The sequence below is a fragment of the Idiomarina baltica OS145 genome (assembly GCF_000152885.1).
GTDB classification, from domain to species: Bacteria; Pseudomonadota; Gammaproteobacteria; order Enterobacterales; family Alteromonadaceae; genus Idiomarina; species Idiomarina baltica.
Genome location: NZ_CH672408.1, coordinates 148,449 through 168,382, shown reverse-complemented (window position 1 = coordinate 168,382; position 19,934 = coordinate 148,449). Strand labels below are relative to the sequence as shown.

Here is a 19,934-nt window from a genome sequence, read left to right as displayed (position 1 = left end):
GTATGTCTCTTTCAATTAACGAACTTCGCATCCTTCTAGTCGAACCATCAGATGTCCAGAGAAAAGTTATCGGTCAGCACTTAATGCAAGCTCAATTAACGGAAACTCGAGGGGCGTCAACCATCGCAGAAGCAAAAACGTTAATTCGTGAATGGCAGCCTGATATTGTCACCAGTGCCATGTACTTTGAAGATGGTACAGCACATCAGCTAATTGATTTTATTCACGCATCGAACTTAGAAGATACGGTTCATTTCATGTTGGTTTCAAGTGAACACCGCCCCGATCAGTTAGAGCAATTCAAGCAAGCGGGTATCGTTGCTATTTTACCTAAACCATTTAGCAGCCAACAACTGCAACGCGCAATTCGCGCTACTGTTGATTTAATAGAACCAGAATCCGTTGAGCTCAATTTATTTGACGTAGAAGACCTTCGTGTTTTACTTGTCGATGACAGCATGACTTCTCTACACGCGTTACGCCGTGTTTTTGAAAATATGGGCGTTGAACATATTGTAGAATCAAACAACGGTGTCACTGCTATTGAAATTCTCAATCAACAGTCGTTTGATTTAATAGTTACCGATTTTAATATGCCCGAAATGAGTGGAAGCGAATTTGCTCAACACGTTCGCCAAGACCCGTCTCATGCACACACCCCTATACTGATGGTGACTGCGCAAGCTAACGAGCTGCAAGTAACCAATATCAAGCAAAGCGGTGTCGATGCGCTAACAGATAAACCCTTTGAACCCGCAACGCTTAAAAAGCTGTTAATCAATTTATTAGATCAATAAAAAAGCCACTTCGGAAAGTGGCTTTTTATATCGAATAATATTCAAGAATTATTCGCTACGAGCCGGCTTTTGCTGATACTTGTTATACAGTTCAGTGTGACGACTTTCTAAGCTCACCGCACGGCCATTGATAAACATGTGCGTCAACGATTGTCCCATCGGATCAAGTAAATCCCCTTTCGAAACAACAATCGACGCCTGCTTACCTTCTTCAAGTGAACCCAGCTTATCGGCAACGCCCATAAACTCAGCAGGCTTAAGTGTAATCGCCTTAAGCGCTTGCTGTGCATCTAAGCCATAGGCAACCGCATTACCGGCCGCAAACGGTAAATTACGAACATCCCAGTAACCTGGATACGCAATCGCAAAGTTCACCCCAGCTTCGGCAAGACGAGCGGGGGTAGAAAATGCTTGGTCGTAGCCATCATCTTCACGCATCGGCAAACCAAACGGTGAGCCGAAAACAACCGGGATTTGCAATTCAGCCAGTTTGTCCGCGATGCGCCACGCATCGTAAGCCCCCACTAGGACGAGATCAAAACCATAGCTTTGGCTGACTTCAATAGCTTGCTCAAGCTGACGCTTATCTTGTGCATGCACATATAAACGCTTGCTGTCGTCAAACAAGCCAATCATCGCTTCCCAACGCTGGTCCTCGGGAATATCGCGACCTGCACGTTTGGCATCATAATAGGCTTTAGCGTCAGCAAATACTTGCTTAAGCTTTTGCAAGGCTTCAGCATTGGCTTTACGTTGCTCTTCTGCTGAGCGGCGCTCCCACCATGTATCTACCACATAAGTACGTGGCCAATTAATGTGTACGCCCTCTTCTGCCGCGACTAACGCATCTTGCCAGTTCCAACCATCGAGCTGCATGAGAGATGATTGCCCACTCACCATACCGCCTTCTGGCACCACTTGCGCATACGCCACTCCATTGTAGCGAACCGTCGGGATCACTTCGGAGTCAGCGTTAAAGGCAATGTGCCCCGCCACTTCCGGTGTTACATCACCGACTTCATCAGCATCACGAGTGGCCCTCACCGCCTCGATCTCGTTCAAACCTAACGTCGTGTCCATGGCAATTACACCCGGATACACATGTTGCCCACTGATATCGATTGCTTGCGCGTCGGCGGGTACCGCCAGATCTTGACCTATTGCGACGATCTTACCATCAGCAAACAATAAGTCGGTTTGACTTAAAACGCCTTTAGTCACCGTGTGTAAAGTACCGTTCTGCAACACGATGGGCTGTACTTGTTTCTTGCCTGGCACCTCGTCGTGCGCTACCGATTGCGTCACTGCGCATGCGCTAAGCAAAGCCGCGGTCAGTGCTTTATTAAGTAATTTCATGATTAATGTCCTCCATGGCTATGCGACTTGGCAGCGAAATGATCGAGCCAAAAGTCATGCTGAGTTTCGCAGTGCCACTCGGGTTGCTCTTTTTTATACGCGTCTTGTTCGCCTTGCTTCGCGGCATCGCCCGCTGCAAGAACTTTTTGAATAAGCGCTTGCTTTTCTTGTTTCACTTGGGCTTGACGTTGTTTATCAAGTTCACGGTCAAAGAACTTACGACCGTTAATCCAAGTCTGTTGCGCCTGCGCGTAGCTGCTCAATGGATAGTGATTCCAAAGCACAAAGTCCGCGTCTTTACCTTTCTCGATACTGCCTACGTACTGATCGACCTTGAGCTGCTTCGCTGGATTAATGGTGATCATTTTCAGCGCTTCGTGCGGTTCCATCCCGCAATAACGCACCGACTTGGCCGCCTCGGTATTCAAGCGACGTTGCAGATCTTCACTATCCGAGTTAATGCTAGTGAGTACACCGCGATCATGCATTAAGCAGGCGTTTTGTGGAATCGCATCATAGACCTCAAACTTGTATGCCCACCAGTCGGCAAAGGTCGAACCTGACGCCCCGTGCGCGGCCATTTCATCAGCCACCTTGTAGCCTTCGAGAATATGAGTGAAGGTATCTAAGGTAAAGCCAAAGTCCTCGGCGACCTGCATCAGCATCAAAATCTCCGATGCCACGTAGGAATGCGCGTGAACAAAACGCTCAGAATTCATGATTTCAATCAGTGCATCTAAACGGTAATCAGGACGTGGCGGTGCGGCTTTACGTTTCTCCGCAGCACTCAAGCGATCGTATTCACGTTTACGCTCTTGGTATTCCAGTGCGGCTTGGAAGCCATCGCGAATGATAGTTTCAACGCCCATCCGTGTTTGCGGATAACGAATCGTCATATCATCGCCCCAGTTGCTCTGCTTCACGTTTTCACCCAAAGCGAACTTGATAGAGGCGGGTGCTGCGTCAAACTTCATCACATCACCTGTGGCGCCCCAACGCAATTTAATGACTTGCGCTTGACCACCAATCGGGTTAGCAGAGCCGTGTAGTAGCTGTGCCATCGTGGTACCACCAGCAAGCGAACGATAAATATGAATATCATCAGAATTTATCACATCACCAATGCGTACTTCTGAAGTCACTGCTTCTGAACCTTCGTTCACCCCTTGGTCGATGGCAATGTGCGAATGTTCGTCAATGATACCCGGGGTTAGATGCATACCGGTGCCATCGATTTCACGAACACCACTTGGCGTGCTGAGGTTTTTGCCGATTGCAGCAAAGTTGCCGTCACGAACCAACACATCGGTATTTTCTAATATGCCTTGATCGGTTGCGGTCCAGACAGTTGCATTTTTAATTAATACATCTTCACGCTCTGGTAGGCCTTTTTGCCCATAGGCAACGTTCGGGAACGTTAATTCGCTGACGAACGTCGGCTCTGCTTGTTCTGCGGCCTGTTCATCTTTGTTCGTTGCTTGATAGTTCAACGCTAACCGTTGTTCGCTACCGCTTGGCGCCACAGCCACTAACTCAGCTGCATTCTGCGCTGTCTGCATCAACTTAAAGCGCCACGTACCTGACTCACCGGCGACATCCAGATCAGCCACAAAAGATAGTTGATCAATGCCGGAATCAAGATGACGTAACTGACTACTCTGATCGCCTAACTTAACGTCGCCCGAGAAGCTTGGTTGTGCCGTCACGCTCAGCGTTAACGAGTTACCTGACCAGTCAGTCGTATATTCACCCGCGAAATCCACTTGTTCACGAGGAATCAAATCAATTTCTTGACCTTGTGTCCAAACCGATTGGATCACGCCGTCTTTGAACAAATCACCTTTAGCCATAACAAAGTCGGCCATGTAGCCTTGTTGCAGCTTACCTGCTTTATCTTCGATTCCCGCGATTTTGGCAGGGATGGTAGTCAGTGCGGCTAAGGCTTGGCGTTCGGTTAAGCCGTTTTCCATGGCTTTCTTTACATTAGGCCAAAATTGATCGGCTTTATCTAAACCGTACAGCGTTAATGCAAAGTCAACGCCTGCGTTGGCGAGCATACCGGGGTTAGCAGGTGCGCGTTCCCAGTGCCGGAGTTTCGCAAGATCAACATCAAGGTAAGCATCTACGCCTGAGACGTCTGGGGCTGCGGGGAAGTTGACCGGCACAATTAGATCAGCATCCGTTGCTTTCACTTGTTCTAAACGCGCATATTCGTAGCCTGAGGCTAGGTAGATCGCAGGCACATTAAATTGATCAAATACTTTATCAGCGCGTAATAGCGATTTTTCATCTTCTATTTTGAAAACGATACCGGTTTGCTCAATGTCCTTTAATGCATCAAGTGCCGCATTAAATTCGACCGGTCCGTTATATGCTTCCTTACCGTAGGCTTTTTCGTACCACTGTGCGTCTGATAGCGTTTGTCGTATGAGCGCAATACTCCCCATTAACGAAGTGGGATATTGTTGTTGCGACGTTCCCTTATCGAACGAGCCAAATTGACGCGTCGAGGGTTGGTAGATCGTCTCATTCGCAATTTTGTCAGCTAACGAAACGGTGGCTCCGTAACCTTGCAAAATACCATCTAAACGTGCTGTTTGAACGCTAGTGAAGCCGCTAGCTATCCATTTTTTAGCCGCATCGGGCGTGTTTTCGAACGTTGTGTACCAGTGCTGCTGCGCGTGGATGGCGTCGTTGGCTGCGTTGCCACCTTCACGGTGGTTGTTGTAAATGGGCGTTTCAGACCAATCTGGTTGAGACGCTTGCTCAACACCATAATCGGTGTAAGCATCGATGAAGCCTGGATAGATATGATATCCCGTACCATCAATCACTTTTGCGCCTGCTGGTACTTTACCGTTCTTAGCGACAGAAACGATCTTACCGTTATTGATCACTAAGGTCGCATTAACAATAGATTGCCCAGGCTCCGTGGTAATGGTGGCATTCTGAATAGCAACGAGCGATGGTGTATTGTCGCGCATGCCATTGACGCGTGTCGTTTGATCGGCACTCACGGACGTTGCGAAAACGCTCGTAACCGCCAAAGCCAACGCGCTCAGCTGGTGCTTCGCATTCATGGTTGTTCCCCAGTAGTTATTATTTTCATGTAAAGAGTTAGACAAAATTGTAAATTAAAGCGTATGTAACATACGTAACAAGACATAACAGATAGAATGTGCAATATTATCGTTAAATAATCTAGCGCAGAGGATATAAAAATGAAAAATACAACAGTTTCAGCTGTATTGGCTGGTGTCATGTGTTTAGGCGTGTCGACTTTCGCACATGCGGACAAACATGCATTCAACGATGCTGAGTCAGCGGTGAAATACCGTCAAAGTGCATTGTCCATTATGCGAGATAACTTTGCCGCAATGGCCGCGATGGTGAAGGGTGAAGAGCAATACGATGCCGCAGTGTTTAGCAACCGCGCTAGCGACTTCGCTCGCCTGACTCATATCCCATGGGATGGTTTTGCTGTTGAAGGCGCAATGCCTGGTGACGATACCGATGCATTACCGGCTATTTGGGACAATTGGGAAGATTTTGAGTCGCGCGCAAATCAACTCATCACAGATGCGGATAGCCTCGTTGACGCAGCCGCTTCGGGCTCGATGGATGAGATTAAGCCTGCATTTATGGCCGCGGCGAAAAACTGTAAAGGTTGCCACGACCAATATAAAGATTAAGTTGTTGCGGGTGATGCTGTTAAAGCAGCATCACCAATATAAACCAAACCGCAAGCGCGATTACCAAGCCTTGCCAACCCGATTTTAGTCTCGGCACTTGACTAGCCGTGTATCGATACCCGGTAATCATGGCTGCCAGCAGCCGGTAGCCGAGTATGCGATAAAGTAAAATCGCCAAAATATGTAATGCTACCAACCCCAAAATGACGTTAAATTGCGTTTTATGCCAGTCGGTCAAAAAGTCCGCTACATCAGGCGATACCCAGTCATTGAGTGGACCGGAAAACAGTATTCCATCAGTCGCAAAAAGTCCGGTGCCTATTTGAATCATCAATATCAGCAACAATAGTAAAACCGAATAAGCGCCTGCTGGGCTATGTGTATTGCCTGACTCATAGCGTTTGCTAAATAGCGCACCTAAATGACTCAGAACCCGTTTGGGTGAGGTGACAAACGCGCTAAAACGAACGTTTTCACTACCGAAAAAACCCCAACCAACACGGGTGATTAATAGAGCTGCAAGGGCAATCGCAATATCCTGATGCAGATCCATTCGTCCTTCTTCACCGGTCCACCACAGCCCAGCAACGGCCGCGACCATTAACCAATGATAAATACGGATGAAACTATCCCAGATTTTTATGCGCTGAAACTTCTCGTTCACAGATTATCTCCTGACTAGGCAAATCTTACGTTCAGTGCTAGGGTAAAACGAAATGCTCAAGAACGGTAGTATCATAAGGACGTATATCATGAATATCTTAATTGCTGATGATGACTTTATCAGCACGGAAGTATTAAAGGCGATGCTGGCACAGTATGCGGGAACACTATATCACGCCGAGAATGGTGCTCAGGCTTTGCAAGTGGCGCAACAAAACACGATTGATATTTTCTTTATCGACTACGAAATGCCGGACATGAATGGCGATGAAGTCGCGCGACGTCTACGCGCAGAACCTCACTACACCGAAACACCGATTATTGCCATCACCAGTCATCAAAGTGCGACTGAAATGGAAGCCTGCCGAGATGCAGGAATGGACGCAACACTGCATAAACCTGCTTCTCCAGACGCACTTGCCGAACTGATGAGTCAATATCAAGTTAGCCGGTAGCCGCCCCTCTAAAGCGCTGGTCATCCGATAACTGGACGAGCGCTTCACTTTCTTGCAGAAACTGTTCTGCAAACTCGCCAAAATACCCATTCACTTGTTGAAATGTTTCGACGAAGTTCGCTTTGTCACCCCGCTCTAACACATCCAAAGTATGTTGAAAACGCGCTAAATAACGTTTGATAACATCGAATTGTTCAGGATGGGACTGAATGATATCAGCATACAAATCGGCATTTTGGGCAAAGAGACGTCCAACCATCATTAATTCCATCCGATAAATCGGCGAACTTAATTGTAAAAGCTGCGCTATGTCCGCCTGTTCTTCGGCCATATGTGCACCGTACACAAAGGTGCTCAAATGCCGCATCACTTGAATCCAGCCCATACTCGAATCATGTGCCTGAGAGTCAACCCACTCTACATGTGCACCCCAATTAGTGAATTGCGCGATAAGCCACTGGTACGCTTCCGCTTTACGTCCCTCACATGCAACCACAAGCTGTTTAGCGAGGTTAGGTACTGAGGGACCAAACATCGGATGCAGTCCTACGACAGGACCTTCATGTTGCGCTAACATCTGCTGCAGAGGTTGATGCTTAATACTGGTTAAATCAGCTAAGACACAGTCATCGGGTAACTTAGGAAGTTCGCTGATAACCTGTGCTGTGATATTAACCGGCACAGCGATAACAACCAGTTGGGGGTGATGCTCGGTAATATCACTCAATGCATCACCTTTATCAATCACTTTGACCGTGTAACCGGTTTGTTTAAACAAACGACAAAACAGCGTGCCTAGACGACCACGTCCACCGACAATAACGACTCGTCGTTCCAAATCAGACGAGGTAGGTGTCGCTTGCGCGGTTTGTGTACGATAGGACTCACGAATAATACGGCGCAATACATCCTCGATTAGATCGGGGCTGAGTTCCATCTGCTCAGCTTGCTGACGCCGCGCAGAAATCATCTGCTGTTCACGTTCAGGAACATAGAGCGGTGCTTGAAGGTGCCGTTTCACATCACCCACTTGTTTAGTTAACTCAGAGCGTTGCTTGATTAACTCAATCAATTGGGAGTCGGTGTTATCAATCGCTTGACGCAATTGTTCTAGTTGCTGCTTAGCATCGTTATTCATGCGCGTTTCTCACTTCCCCGGCTACGACTTTATAATACGCTGGTATGCGACCTGTATTGCTTGCATCTCGCTCACTGATCCCCCTTTATCGGGATGGCATTGATGTACCCGCTTGCGATACTGGCGTTTGACTTCGCTCATATCCGAAGTGGGCGCTAGCTCAAGCTGTTGCCAGGCTTCATCAAGTGCCATACTTTGACGCTTAGGCGTCGAACCAGTCATACGAGACCAAAAATCATTTAATAGTTGTTCCACATCCTGTTGTGTTGTTTCAGTAAAGTTGGACCAATCTAAGTAATAGTCCGCTAGCGGATCGTTTGCTTTCAAAGAAGTCATGCCGCCGGCTTTATCTAAGTTCGTCGAGCTTGGCCTTGCTTGTATTTCGAGCGTGTGAATCTCGAGAGCCGTATGTCCGAACCATTCTTGGCGAATCAAATACAGGCAATGAAACAGAATAAAGTGCGTTTCGAATAGTGCCTGAGTATCTGACAGTGCTTGACCGTCAAAAATAACGTAAGGCTCGGCTTTGAGCGCTTGGATTAACTCGTACTCGGTCCAACGTGACTGTTTATTAAGCAGTTCTTCTAACGCTGCTTTTAGTATTTGAATCGATGCTTGCATGGAACCAGTCTAGCACAAACAAAAAAAAGCCCGGCAACTGAATTGCCGGGCTTTTTCTGCATCGAATGCTGCTTACAGCTTCTCGCGGATACGTGCAGACTTGCCCGAACGCTCGCGTAGATAGTAAAGCTTCGCACGACGTACTGCACCACGACGCTTAACAGTGATGCTGTCGACCAGTGGGCTGTGCGTTTGGAAAGTACGCTCTACGCCTTCACCGCTAGATACTTTACGAACGGTGAATGCAGAGTGCAAACCACGGTTACGAACACGGATAACAACGCCTTCAAACGCCTGAAGACGCTCACGGTTACCCTCAACTACTTTTACATTTACACTAACCGTATCGCCTGGAGCGAATGCCGGTAAATCTTTCTTCATTTGCTCTTCTTCAAGAGCCTTAATGATGTTCTGGCTTACTTTTGCCATGGTATATCTCCTTTCCTAGATAAACTGTACGTTAGTCTTCGGACTCTTGTTGTTGAATAAACTCATTCAGCAACTGTTCCTGCTCGTCAGTCAGAGCTAGGCGATTAATTAACTCTTTGCGTTGCAACCAGGTTTTACCCAGAGCTTGTTGCAAGCGCCACTGTCGAATTTTTTCGTGGTTCCCGCTCAAAAGAACAGTCGGAACCTGCTGACCATTATAAGTCTCGGGCCGCGTGTAATGTGGGCAATCCAGTAACCCATTGGCGAACGAATCTTCGGCTGCCGAATCTTGGTGACCGAGGACACCAGGTACCATTCGAGCCACCGCATCGATAAGCACCATTGCTGGTAACTCACCGCCACTGAGAACGTAATCACCTATTGACCATTCTGCATCGACATATTGGTCAATCACACGCTGATCAATGCCTTCATAACGACCAGCGATCAGTATCATGCGATCATTTTGCGCTAATTGCGTCACGCCACCATGATCAAGTGTTTGCCCTTGCGGTGATAAGTAGATAACCGGTGTATCTTCACCCAACGCGGCTTTAGCTGCATTAATCGCATCGACTAAAGGTTGCACCATCATTAACATCCCGGGACCACCGCCGTATGGGCGATCATCAACCGTGCGATGTTTATCATGAGTAAAATCGCGTGGGTTCCATACCGAAACCGTTAGCAAATCTTCCTTGATAGCCCGACGTGTCACACCATGTTCAGTGATCGCCGAAAACATATCTGGAAACAAACTAATGACACCAATGTGCATTGTTTGCCTCAAAAATCTGCGGGCCAGTCCACCTGAATTTGCTGCTTCTCGTTGTCCACGTCCAGTACATACTGGCTTTGCACAAACGGAATCAGTCGCTCAGACTTTCCAAACGCATCATTTGAGTTTGCCGTCACGACCAATACATCATTGGCTGCGGTCGGCATGATTTGCTCTACTACACCCATATCGTAGCCTTGCTTATTTACCACACGTAATCCGATAAGATCACGCCAGTAAAATTCGTCATCAGCTAACTCAGGCAATTTCTCTGCGTTAATGCAAATGCTCAAACCGGTTTTTGTCGCTGCTAATTCGCGGTCGTTGATGCCTTCTAACTGAGCAATAAGCCCGTTGTTATGACGACGCCACTGAACCACATTAATGACTTCTTCCGTCGTTTGGCGAGCTGCATTCCCCTGCAGAGTCCAAGGGGTATAATCAAAGATATCTTCAGGGTTCTCTGTAAATGACTGAATTTTCAACCATCCTTTGACACCGTAGACGGCACCGATGTGGCCCACGACTAATGCGTCTGATGTTTGTTTCGTCATTACTTCGCTCCCTAATGCCTAGTTAATTACGCCGCTGCGCGCGCGTCTTTAACCAAACGTGCAACACGCTCAGAAAGCGATGCACCTTGAGATACCCAGTGTTCGATACGATCTAAGTCAACACGAAGGCGCTCTTCTTGACCACGAGCTACCGGGTTAAAGAAGCCTACGTTCTCGATGAAACGACCGTCGCGAGCGTTGCGACTGTCTGCGACTACCATTTGGTAGAAGGGGCGTTTTTTAGCGCCACCACGTTGTAAACGAATGGTTACCATTGCGTTCCTCAATTTTTCTGTGTAAATGTAAAACGTAATTGCTATAAACAGCAAAGCCCTCCGATAGGTTCGGAAGGCTCGGCAATTCTACTGATTTTTACAACAAATGCAAGCTTATCGGGCGATAAAGGCGAGGTTGGGATTAACGGCCTCCAAACATCCCAGGCGGTAGTTTGCCGCCCATGCCACGCATCATTTTTTGCATGCCACCACCTTTCATCTTCTTCATCATTTTTTGCATTTGCTGAAATTGTTTCAACAGCTTGTTGACGTCTTGCACTTGGGTGCCAGAACCCGCCGCAATTCGACGCTTGCGCGATCCCTTGATGACGTCTGGATGTTGACGCTCTTTAGGTGTCATCGAGTTAATGATGGCTTCCATGCGTAGGGTCATTTTGTCATCCATTTGCCCCTTGATTTGGTCGGTCATTTTGCCCATACCGGGCATTTTTGACATCAACCCCATCATTCCGCCCATTTCACGCATCTGAGCTAACTGATCACGAAAGTCTTCCAGCGAAAACTGACCCTTCTTCATAACCTTGCGAGCAACCTTTTCGGCTTTCTCGCGGTCAACTTTTTGCTCGACCTCTTCCACCAGCGACAAGATGTCGCCCATACCAAGAATACGCGACGCTACACGGTCTGGGTGGAACGGTTCAAGGGCATCGGTCTTTTCGCCAACACCTAAAAACTTGATGGGCTTACCCGTTATATGACGAATCGATAACGCAGCACCACCCCGCGCATCACCGTCGGTTTTGGTCAAGATAACCCCGGTCAATGGCAGTGCTTCGTTAAATGCTTTCGCCGTATTCGCAGCGTCTTGACCTGTCATTGAGTCAACAACGAAGAGTGTCTCAACCGGCTTGATCTCGGTGTGCAGGTGTTGAATTTCCTGCATCATATCTTCGTCGATCGTTAAGCGACCGGCAGTATCCACGAGCACCACATCAACAAACTGCTTTTTAGCTTCCGCAATCGCGCCTTGAGCAATTTCAACCGGGCTCTGTGCTGTTGTCGATGGGAAAAACGATACATCCACTTGTTCGGCCAAGGTCTCGAGCTGTTTAATCGCCGCCGGACGATAGATGTCCGCACTGACCACCATGACTTTTTTCTTCTGGCGCTCTTTAAGGTATTTTGCCAACTTACCAACTGATGTTGTTTTACCCGCACCTTGCAAACCCGCCATCAAAATCACCGCAGGCGGTTGCGTGCTTAAATCAAGCGGTACGTTAGCTTCGCCCATCGCGGCTTCAAGCTCTGATTGGACGATTTTAACAAACACTTGGCCTGGCGTTAGGCTCTTGTTGACCTCGGTGCCTACCGCACGCTCTTTTACTTTGCCAATAAATTCCTTCACGACAGGCAAGGCAACGTCAGCCTCAAGTAACGCCATACGCACTTCGCGCAACGTTGACTTGATATTGTCTTCTGTCAGACGACCTTTGCCGCCAATGCTTCGCAACGTCTGGGTGAGACGTTCGCTTAAATTCTCAAACATAACCGCGATCTCTTCTGTTGTCGCAAAACGAGCTAATTTATATTATGGGGATAGTATATCTGAAAACCAACAAAGTTTCGCCCTTAGAGCGCTTGGGTTTAATTAATCAAGGGCGTATACTCATTCGTACTTTAGTTAAACTAGGGAAGCAACCGCAGTGCTTATTTCCGCATTACTCAGTGCGACACTCGTGCTTTATGTCGCCAGTGCGCTATTTATGCTGCAACAGGTTTTCAGACCACGTTCTCCGCTCACTATCGTTAGTTGGGTATCAGCTATTTTGGCATTAATCTGCCATGGCGGCTTAATTTACATGCGCTTAGCCAGCGATGAATTCGATCACCTAAACGTATCTTCTAGTTTATCGATTGTTGCTTGGCTGATTGCGTTGTTGTCGCTGTTCCGTGTCAAACAATCCAATAGTTTGTTACTTAAACCCGTTATCTATTTGTTTGCGGCCCTTTCAGCCCTGTTGCTCGTACTAACACCAGCGGATCTTGGCGCTTATATTGGTTTTGGGCATGGACTGGTTATTCACATTGTCCTTTCATTAGTCGCGTATGGGGTACTCGCCCTAGCCACGTTGTACGCGATTCAAGCCAGCTATATTAACTATTTACTTAAAACCAAAAAAACCAGTGGCCTGTTTAAACAGCTTCCACCGTTAATGAATATAGAACGCTATTTCTTTAGGTTGCTGTCCGCGGGAACTCTATTATTGATTCTCGCAATTGCATCAGGCTTTGCTTTTCTAGACGATATGTTCGCACAAAACCAAGCCCATAAAACGATTCTTGCGATGGCTGCAGCGCTCGTTTATATCGTAACTTATGTGGCGCATAAGGCGACAGGATTACGAGGCAAACCAGTGATGGTATTAAGTATTTTAGGAACAGTCCTACTTACATTAGGGTATTTTGGCAGTCGCTTTGTCAAAGATATCATTCTCAGTTAAGTCTAAGCTTGACTTAATGGCTGAAAACACTAAATTGTCAGATTCGCAACGACTAAGAGGGTAGTAAGTTTGGACGATATATCGACGAGTATGTTACTCGTAATACTCGTAGTTCTCATCGCTCTTTCTGCATATTTTTCCGGCTCGGAAACGGGCATGATGTCGATCAACCGCTATCGGTTAAGGCATCTGGTGCAAAACAATCATCATGGCGCACGTCGAGTGCAGTTCCTGCTGGAGCGCCCTGACCGGTTAATCGGCCTGATCCTGATTGGTAATAACTTGGTGAATATCGCGGCTTCCTCCATTGCCACTATTTTATGTATTCGTTGGTTTGGGGATGCAGGTATTGTCATCGCAACGCTTGCACTTACGCTGATCATATTAATTTTTGCGGAAGTGACACCAAAAACTATTGCAGCTTTACATCCTGAACGAATCGCATTCCCCAGCTCTCTGATTTTGCGACCGCTACTTATTGGCATGTATCCTTTCGTGACCAGTGTAAACTTTATTACCAACACATTTATGCGAATATTAGGCGTTGACCCTAAACGCGCACAAGTTGGTGATGCACTCAACTCCGAGGAGCTTCGTGCGGTGGTGAACGAGGCAGGAAACATGATTCCAGCATCTCACCAAGAGATGCTTTTGAGCATCTTAGACTTGGAAAAGGTAACCGTCGAAGATGTCATGATTCCACGCAACGAAATCGTTGGTATTGACATCAACGATGACTGGTCTCGGATCATTAAGAAAATCGAGCATGCGCAACACACCCGAGTACTGCTATACCGCAACGATATCGATGATGCCGTGGGATTTTTACACGCACGCGATGTCATGCGTCTCATGACCAAAAACCAATTTGAAGCCGATAAAGCGACACTCGTTCGTGCAGCACGGGATATTTACTTTATTCCCGAAGGCACACCGCTTAACGTACAGCTACTTAAGTTTCAGCACCGCAAAGAACGTATTGGCTTGGTCGTTGACGAGTATGGCGATATTCAGGGACTCGTTACTCTCGAAGATATTCTGGAAGAGATTGTCGGTGACTTTACCACATCGATGGCACCGCAACCGAGCGAAACAGCCGTTGCCCAGCCTGACGGTAGCTATCTAGTTGAGGGAGCTGCGAACCTTCGTGAGCTTAACAAAGAAATGAATTGGCACTTTCCTACGGATGGCCCGAAAACGCTCAGTGGATTGGTGATAGAACAGTTCGGAGACATTCCCCATGCACGACTGAGTCTACGACTAGGCGGTTACCCGGTGGAACTCATTGAAGTCGGTGACACGATGATTAAACAAGTGCGCGTTTTACCTCAGCACTTTAAAGAACCTAGTTCGGCCAGCGGTGAATAATGCCGCTGGCTAGTATGTGACGCTTACCAGTCAAAAAACAAGTTATACAGCCAACCATGTTTCAGATCGTCCTCACAGGTTTTGAGTTGCGTAGCGTATCGCAGTGAACGACTTTTCACTTGTTTTGATACTTTCACGAGCCAAGGCTTACTGAGGTAGGTTTTACGAGCATATCCCCCCCACCCCTCGTGGTAATTCAAATACTGCGCATAAGCATCCCACTTCGACACGCCGTTGATTTCATAGCTCTTATAGATAAACCATCCCATAAAATCGACTGCATCCTCAAAGTCGCTTCTGCTCGCCCAACCGTTTCCCGTTTCGCGTTGGTAATCTTCCCACGTCATATCCTTGGCTTGCGAGTAACCATATGCCGAGCTCACCCGACCCCAGGGTATAAAGCCAAGAAAATAGTACCGCGGTGGCACAGCATCATGTTTAAAGGAGCTTTCTTGGTACATCATCGCCATGGGAACATGGATGGGCACTCCCCAACGTTCGCGGGCATCAGCGGCCGCGTGATACCAGTCGTTGTGCTCCTCAAAAATATCACAGATGTTTTCAGGTGACTGAGGCGGGGGTGTCGCGCAACCTGTTAACGCAGCCGTTAAGACGACAGAGGCTATCAATGAGCTACGTTGATAAAATTTTTTTTGCATGATTTTGAACTTTTTAATGACACACGTATCAGAGTAAACGTTATGTTGTGTTCACCCCTGAACTGTTTGGCGCAGCGGCTTTCCGTTGCGCCTTTTTCTATTATGCATTACTAAGACTCAGTAGTTCACTAACGCCCTGAACACTTCGCTTTTTCGAAATAGTCACGCAAGAACGTATCAAAATCAACTACATTATCCGACGCTTTACGCTCCGCAAACTTTTTCTCCGAGCTTTGCTTCCATTGTAAAAAGTCGTTTTTAGTAAAAAATTCATACGAGGCTTCACTGAACATCCGCTTATATTTAAGCGCTAGCTCTTTTCCAAGTCGACTTGCGTCCCAATTGTTGCTACGCAATATCTCCAGTACTTGCCCCGACAAAGTAAGCTCAGGATTCAGGACACAGGGATATAGCGACTCGATAGCTTCAACATACCCAGACTCAGAGTGTGGAGACAAATCCATCGTACGCGCTAAAGCAGCAAGTTCGGCAAAGAGTTCTTCAAGCCAATCAGTCATCAGGCGATCATGCCCATTTTGCCTCAAACTCAGCGATGGATTACGTCCTTGCATCACTACTTTGTTAAAGTTCTGGTCTGTTTCTTGTTGGGCATCCCAATCCATTGGCGCGCTTTCTGACAGCAGACAGTAGAGCAGCAACAGATCCAAGAATTTTATTTGTTGCGCGGTAATACCCACTTCACTAAATGGGTTTACATCCAATGCGCGAACTTCAATATACTCGACCCCACCGCGCTCAAGTGCTTGTGTCGGTGTTTCACCACCTTTTGCCGTGCGCTTTGGTCGAATAGGCGAGTAAAACTCATTTTCAATTTGCAAAATATTACTGTTCAACTGACGGTACTCACCCGCCTCTTTAACACCAATGGATTTAAAGTTTTGCGATGGTGTTGTAATAGCACGACGTAAGCCTGCAACATACTCGTCTAAGTTGTTGTAGGTGATTTTTAAACTGGCTTGCTCTTTATTGGTGTAACCCAGATCACTCATGCGCAGCGAAGTGCCGTAAGGCAAATAGCAGGTACCTTTACCCAGTTTAGCGAAGTCCCATTCGGTTAACTTACTCTCTGTTTGGGTCTGTGTAAAAAAGGACTCGCAGAGTGCCGGTGAAGCACCGAACAAAAATGGGATAACCCACGATAAACGTTTATAGTTTCGAATCAATGCAAAGTACTTTTCCGAACGAAATGCGGCGTTATCTTCAATCTGTTCATCTTTAGCGATTGCTGTCCACAATGCTTCTGGCACAGAGAAGTTAAAATGCACGCCAGAAATAATCTGCATGGTTGCACCGTAGCGGTGGGTCAAGCCCACGCGGTATAAAGACTTCATCCGTCCAGAATGTGAATCGCCAAATTTGGCAACCCTAATATCTTTATCCGAGCCAATATAACACGGCATACTCAACGGCCACAGCAACTCATCACCGAGCGACTGAAAGGTATGAGTATGAATGTCCTTAAGTTGCGACAAAGTCGTGCGAATAGATTCAGCAACGGGTGTGATAAACTCCAATAGATTTTCTGAGTAATCCGTCGTAATGGTGTCGTGCGTGAGCGTTTTACCGAGTGCTTCTGGATGATCCGTGGGTGCCAGCGTACCATTTTCTAATACGCGTAAAGCTTCACGCTCGATGCCACGATGAATACCTTCCCAAATAGCAGATGAGTGGTTTTCTGTGAGCTCGGTGATTTTTCGTTCGAATTGAGTTTGCAAAAGGGACTCCGATACTACCTTTTTTTGACGCATGCGGTTAGCTTACTTAGATTTACTTCACACGTCCATGATTGGCTTAATAAACTTGGCGTTAAGGCGATGTCATGGCACACTTAACAAGCACCTTTTTATTTCACAGCGTTTGGCAAGTGGCGAATGACAACATTCTGGACACGGTTTCAAATAGGCTTTATTGCCTTTCAACTCATTAGCATCATTAGCTATCTGATTTTACCCGCACCGTTTAGTGATTACGTATTACTGACTTCGGTTGTTGTTGGATTAATAGCAGGCACCGTCATCTACACTTGGACGCGTCAGACATCGCTGACATCACCGCTGCGCCAACCTTTTCTAACCGCAAGTTCACAACAACTTTTGCAACAGGTGTTTAACGATCTACCAACGCGTGTCTATTGGCGCAATAGCGATTTAGAGTTTCTTGGTGGCAATGATGCTTTTCTGCGCGATATTCAATGCAGCACTGAAGCGCTTGAAGGAAAGCGTGATGACCAATTAGCATGGTTGGCGAAAAACCCCATACTGCAGGAGCGTGACCGTCTCACGCTCGAGCACGGCCTAGCGTCATGCAATGCGGAAATTGAGTTGAATTTAGCAAATAACACACGCTATATAGAGCACTCCAGCGTCCCTCTCTATGACGACCAAAAAAATGTCATCGGCATCATCGGTAGTTACTACGATATTTCGTCAATTAAGTCGGTTGCAGAGCAAATGGAGCAAGCGAAGGAGTCAGCAGAGCAAGCGAATGTTGCCAAAGGCGAGTTTCTTGCCAACATGAGCCATGAAATTAGAACGCCCATTAACGCCATTGTAGGCATGGCCAACCTTTGCCTAAAAACGCAGTTATCAGAAAAACAAAAGCGCTATATAAAAGTAATCGACTCATCGTCGCAAGCGCTGCTTGGCGTGATCAACGATATTTTAGATTTCTCAAAAATTGACGCAGGCAAGCTCAGTATCGAACGTATTCCTTTTGATCTACAAGACGTTCTGACCTCTTTAGCGGACATGTTTGCCTACAAAGCATATGACAAGGATCTTGAGTTTATCATCAACCTACCCGCCAATATTCCGACCCGACTATTTGGCGACCCTTTGCGCTTGAATCAGGTATTAGTCAATTTAGTTAGCAACGCTATTAAATTCACCGAAGATGGCGAGATCAATGTTGCCGTTACGTTGCTCGATAAAAATACCGATAAAGTCTGGTTACGCATATCCGTCACCGATACAGGTATTGGGATGGACGAAGAACAACGTGCAAACCTGTTTAAAGCGTTCACGCAAGCGGACTCCTCAACGACGCGCAAATATGGTGGTACGGGGCTGGGTTTAGCGATTTCACGCCGGTTAATCCAACTCATGGGTGGCGATATTGGCGTTACTAGCGGTGTGGGTCAAGGCTCCACGTTTTATATTGAGTTAACCTTGCCGATGCAACCTGAGCAAGACGACTCACACCACCAATACTTGATCCAAAAGTTACGTGGCAAGCGAGTACTCGCCATTGATGACAACCTGAGCACGCGTGAAATGATTCAAGAAATGCTGCGCAGCTACCAAGTCGATGTCCGTGTTTGCAGAACAGCCGAACAGGCGCTCGATATTCTACGCGAAGATCTAGAACCCTACGATGTACTACTAGTGGATTGGCGTCTGCCAGGAATGGACGGTCTATCGTTGTGCCAACGTGTGTATCAATCACTCGCTAGCGAGGCGCCTAAGATGATTCTAGCGACCGGATATTATGCTGAAGAGATGAGTGAGCAGGCAGCCGCAGCTGGAATATCCGATATTCTCTCGAAGCCTTTTACAGCAACCACACTCGGTCATAGTCTCGCCACCACGTTATATAAACGAGACGATAGCATATCATCAAAAGACGCTCCGGCGACCAACCTACCCGATGCGATTCAAGGCGCCCCTATCCTACTGGTTGAGGATAATGAGATTAACCAGCAGGTGGCGCTTGAGCTACTGAAAAGCCAAGGTTTTAAAGTTGATATCGCCGAACATGGGCAGGCAGCATTAGACGCCATCGAACAAAAACAGTACGCATTGGTGTTAATGGATATTCAGATGCCGGTCATGGATGGCCTTACTGCCGCCAAAAAAATACGCTCTTACTATGACTACAAACAGCTCCCGATCCTCGCGATGACAGCTAACGCCATGAGTGGTGACGAAGAGCGTTCACTCTCTGCGGGCATGCAAGGGCACATTGCTAAGCCGATCGATGAAAAGCAATTAATTAAGGCAATTATTAAGTGGTGTGTGCCCGGTCATTATGAAGATGAGCCGACACAACCAGCCGATTTAGAAGAAGCATCAGAACACGCCCAAGCAGATGAAAAGCGAATTCGTTATCCGCAGGTAAAAGGTATTCAGTTCGAACAAGCACTTGCTCGATTACAGCACAATGTTCCCTTATACCTTCGTCTTGTTGAGCAATTGTTTAATGAGTATCAGAACAGCGCCATGAAAGTGTCTGATTTCATTACACGCGGACAACATGAAAGCGCTCGTCGCTATTTTCACTCGCTAAAAGGTGCTGCCGCCAACTTAGGATTAGAAGCGTTGCAGACGCGAGCTGCGGACTTAGAAAAGCATATGGCAGCGGGTAATATAGATAAAGTTGCCGACACTATTACTGGGTTAGAAAAATCATTAAACCATGCGCACCAAGCAGCCAATGATCTAGCGGCGATTTATCAACATCAACAACAGGAGCAATCATGATTCGCTTTATGTTCATCATTCCGCTTGTTTTGAGTTTGCTTTGGTTGGTTTACTTAAAGGCTCACGGTTGGACTTTAAAACAAGGACAGAAAGGATTCATTTATATTGTCGTTGTTAGCGCAGTGATTGCAGTGTTTTACACAGTCATGATGTGGCTTACGGGTCGAGGTAACCTGTAAGCCACATCA

19 protein-coding genes are annotated in these 19,934 nt (G+C 47.0%); 7 read left to right on the top strand and 12 right to left on the bottom strand.

All coding sequences use genetic code 11. The annotated features are described in order from the left end of the window. Positions 1–2: 2 nt before the first annotated feature. Entirely contained in the window at positions 3–797 is a 795-nt protein-coding gene (locus tag OS145_RS11405; RefSeq protein ID WP_006956637.1) for a response regulator, read from the top strand. Positions 798–845: 48 nt separating this feature from the next. On the opposite strand, the gene OS145_RS11400 is transcribed toward OS145_RS11405, so the two are convergent. After that, positions 846–2,153: an amidohydrolase family protein gene (locus OS145_RS11400; protein WP_006956635.1), complete on the bottom strand. Its 1,308-nt coding sequence runs from the start codon at positions 2,151–2,153 to the stop codon at positions 846–848. 2 nt (positions 2,154–2,155) lie between these two features. Continuing rightward, entirely contained in the window at positions 2,156–5,233 is a 3,078-nt protein-coding gene (locus tag OS145_RS11395) for an amidohydrolase family protein (protein WP_006956633.1), read from the bottom strand. 141 nt (positions 5,234–5,374) lie between these two features. Here OS145_RS11395 and OS145_RS11390 point away from each other — a divergent pair, with 141 nt between their 5' ends. After that, positions 5,375–5,845 (top strand): c-type cytochrome, encoded by a 471-nt coding sequence (locus OS145_RS11390; RefSeq protein ID WP_006956621.1) that lies wholly within the window; start codon positions 5,375–5,377, stop codon positions 5,843–5,845. 19 nt (positions 5,846–5,864) lie between these two features. On the opposite strand, the gene OS145_RS11385 is transcribed toward OS145_RS11390, so the two are convergent. Next, the gene (locus OS145_RS11385; protein ID WP_006956620.1) at positions 5,865–6,509 is read right to left on the bottom strand and encodes a cytochrome b/b6 domain-containing protein; all 645 of its coding nucleotides are present in this window, start codon (positions 6,507–6,509) and stop codon (positions 5,865–5,867) included. An 88-nt stretch (positions 6,510–6,597) separates the two neighbouring features. On the opposite strand from OS145_RS11385, the gene OS145_RS11380 reads away from it, so the two are divergent. Continuing rightward, positions 6,598–6,963 carry a response regulator gene (locus OS145_RS11380; protein ID WP_006956619.1) on the top strand — a complete coding sequence of 122 codons (366 nt, stop codon included), beginning with the start codon at positions 6,598–6,600 and terminating at the stop codon, positions 6,961–6,963. On the opposite strand, the gene tyrA is transcribed toward OS145_RS11380, so the two are convergent. From tyrA to ffh, 7 genes are all read right to left on the bottom strand, one after another. Continuing rightward, the gene (gene tyrA / locus OS145_RS11375; protein WP_006956618.1) at positions 6,953–8,101 is read right to left on the bottom strand and encodes a bifunctional chorismate mutase/prephenate dehydrogenase; all 1,149 of its coding nucleotides are present in this window, start codon (positions 8,099–8,101) and stop codon (positions 6,953–6,955) included. The genes OS145_RS11380 and tyrA overlap by 11 nt on opposite strands. A gap of 21 nt (positions 8,102–8,122) precedes the next feature. Beyond that, positions 8,123–8,722 carry a DNA-J related domain-containing protein gene (locus OS145_RS11370; RefSeq protein ID WP_006956617.1) on the bottom strand — a complete coding sequence of 200 codons (600 nt, stop codon included), beginning with the start codon at positions 8,720–8,722 and terminating at the stop codon, positions 8,123–8,125. 72 nt (positions 8,723–8,794) lie between these two features. Next, entirely contained in the window at positions 8,795–9,151 is a 357-nt protein-coding gene (rplS, locus tag OS145_RS11365) for a 50S ribosomal protein L19 (RefSeq protein WP_006956616.1), read from the bottom strand. 31 nt (positions 9,152–9,182) lie between these two features. Then, positions 9,183–9,929 carry a tRNA (guanosine(37)-N1)-methyltransferase TrmD gene (trmD, locus tag OS145_RS11360; RefSeq protein WP_006956614.1) on the bottom strand — a complete coding sequence of 249 codons (747 nt, stop codon included), beginning with the start codon at positions 9,927–9,929 and terminating at the stop codon, positions 9,183–9,185. Positions 9,930–9,937: 8 nt separating this feature from the next. Then, positions 9,938–10,483, bottom strand: coding sequence for a ribosome maturation factor RimM (gene rimM, locus OS145_RS11355; RefSeq protein WP_006956613.1), 546 nt, complete (start codon positions 10,481–10,483; stop codon positions 9,938–9,940). A 26-nt stretch (positions 10,484–10,509) separates the two neighbouring features. After that, the gene (gene rpsP / locus OS145_RS11350; RefSeq protein WP_006956612.1) at positions 10,510–10,758 is read right to left on the bottom strand and encodes a 30S ribosomal protein S16; all 249 of its coding nucleotides are present in this window, start codon (positions 10,756–10,758) and stop codon (positions 10,510–10,512) included. A gap of 142 nt (positions 10,759–10,900) precedes the next feature. After that, on the bottom strand, positions 10,901–12,265 hold the full coding sequence (gene ffh, locus OS145_RS11345; RefSeq protein WP_006956611.1) for a signal recognition particle protein: 1,365 nt from the start codon (positions 12,263–12,265) through the stop codon (positions 10,901–10,903). 157 nt (positions 12,266–12,422) lie between these two features. On the opposite strand from ffh, the gene OS145_RS11340 reads away from it, so the two are divergent. After that, positions 12,423–13,220, top strand: a complete 798-nt coding sequence (locus tag OS145_RS11340) for a cytochrome C assembly family protein (RefSeq protein WP_006956610.1) — start codon at positions 12,423–12,425, stop codon at positions 13,218–13,220. 69 nt (positions 13,221–13,289) lie between these two features. Beyond that, positions 13,290–14,588 carry an HlyC/CorC family transporter gene (locus OS145_RS11335; RefSeq protein ID WP_040488136.1) on the top strand — a complete coding sequence of 433 codons (1,299 nt, stop codon included), beginning with the start codon at positions 13,290–13,292 and terminating at the stop codon, positions 14,586–14,588. A gap of 23 nt (positions 14,589–14,611) precedes the next feature. Here the strand turns inward: OS145_RS11335 and OS145_RS11330 are convergent, their stop codons facing one another. Further along, positions 14,612–15,247, bottom strand: coding sequence for a transglycosylase SLT domain-containing protein (locus OS145_RS11330; RefSeq protein WP_006956606.1), 636 nt, complete (start codon positions 15,245–15,247; stop codon positions 14,612–14,614). Between the two features lie 128 nt (positions 15,248–15,375). After that, a complete protein-coding gene (gshA, locus tag OS145_RS11325; RefSeq protein WP_040488159.1) occupies positions 15,376–16,983 on the bottom strand; it encodes a glutamate--cysteine ligase in 1,608 nt (535 codons plus the stop codon). 156 nt (positions 16,984–17,139) lie between these two features. Between gshA and OS145_RS11320 the strand changes: the two genes are divergently transcribed. Both OS145_RS11320 and OS145_RS11315 read left to right on the top strand, forming a co-directional pair. Then, positions 17,140–19,746, top strand: coding sequence for a response regulator (locus OS145_RS11320; protein WP_006956602.1), 2,607 nt, complete (start codon positions 17,140–17,142; stop codon positions 19,744–19,746). Next, positions 19,743–19,925, top strand: a complete 183-nt coding sequence (locus tag OS145_RS11315; RefSeq protein ID WP_006956601.1) for a hypothetical protein — start codon at positions 19,743–19,745, stop codon at positions 19,923–19,925. The genes OS145_RS11320 and OS145_RS11315 overlap by 4 nt, the downstream gene beginning before the upstream one ends. Positions 19,926–19,934 lie beyond the last annotated feature (9 nt).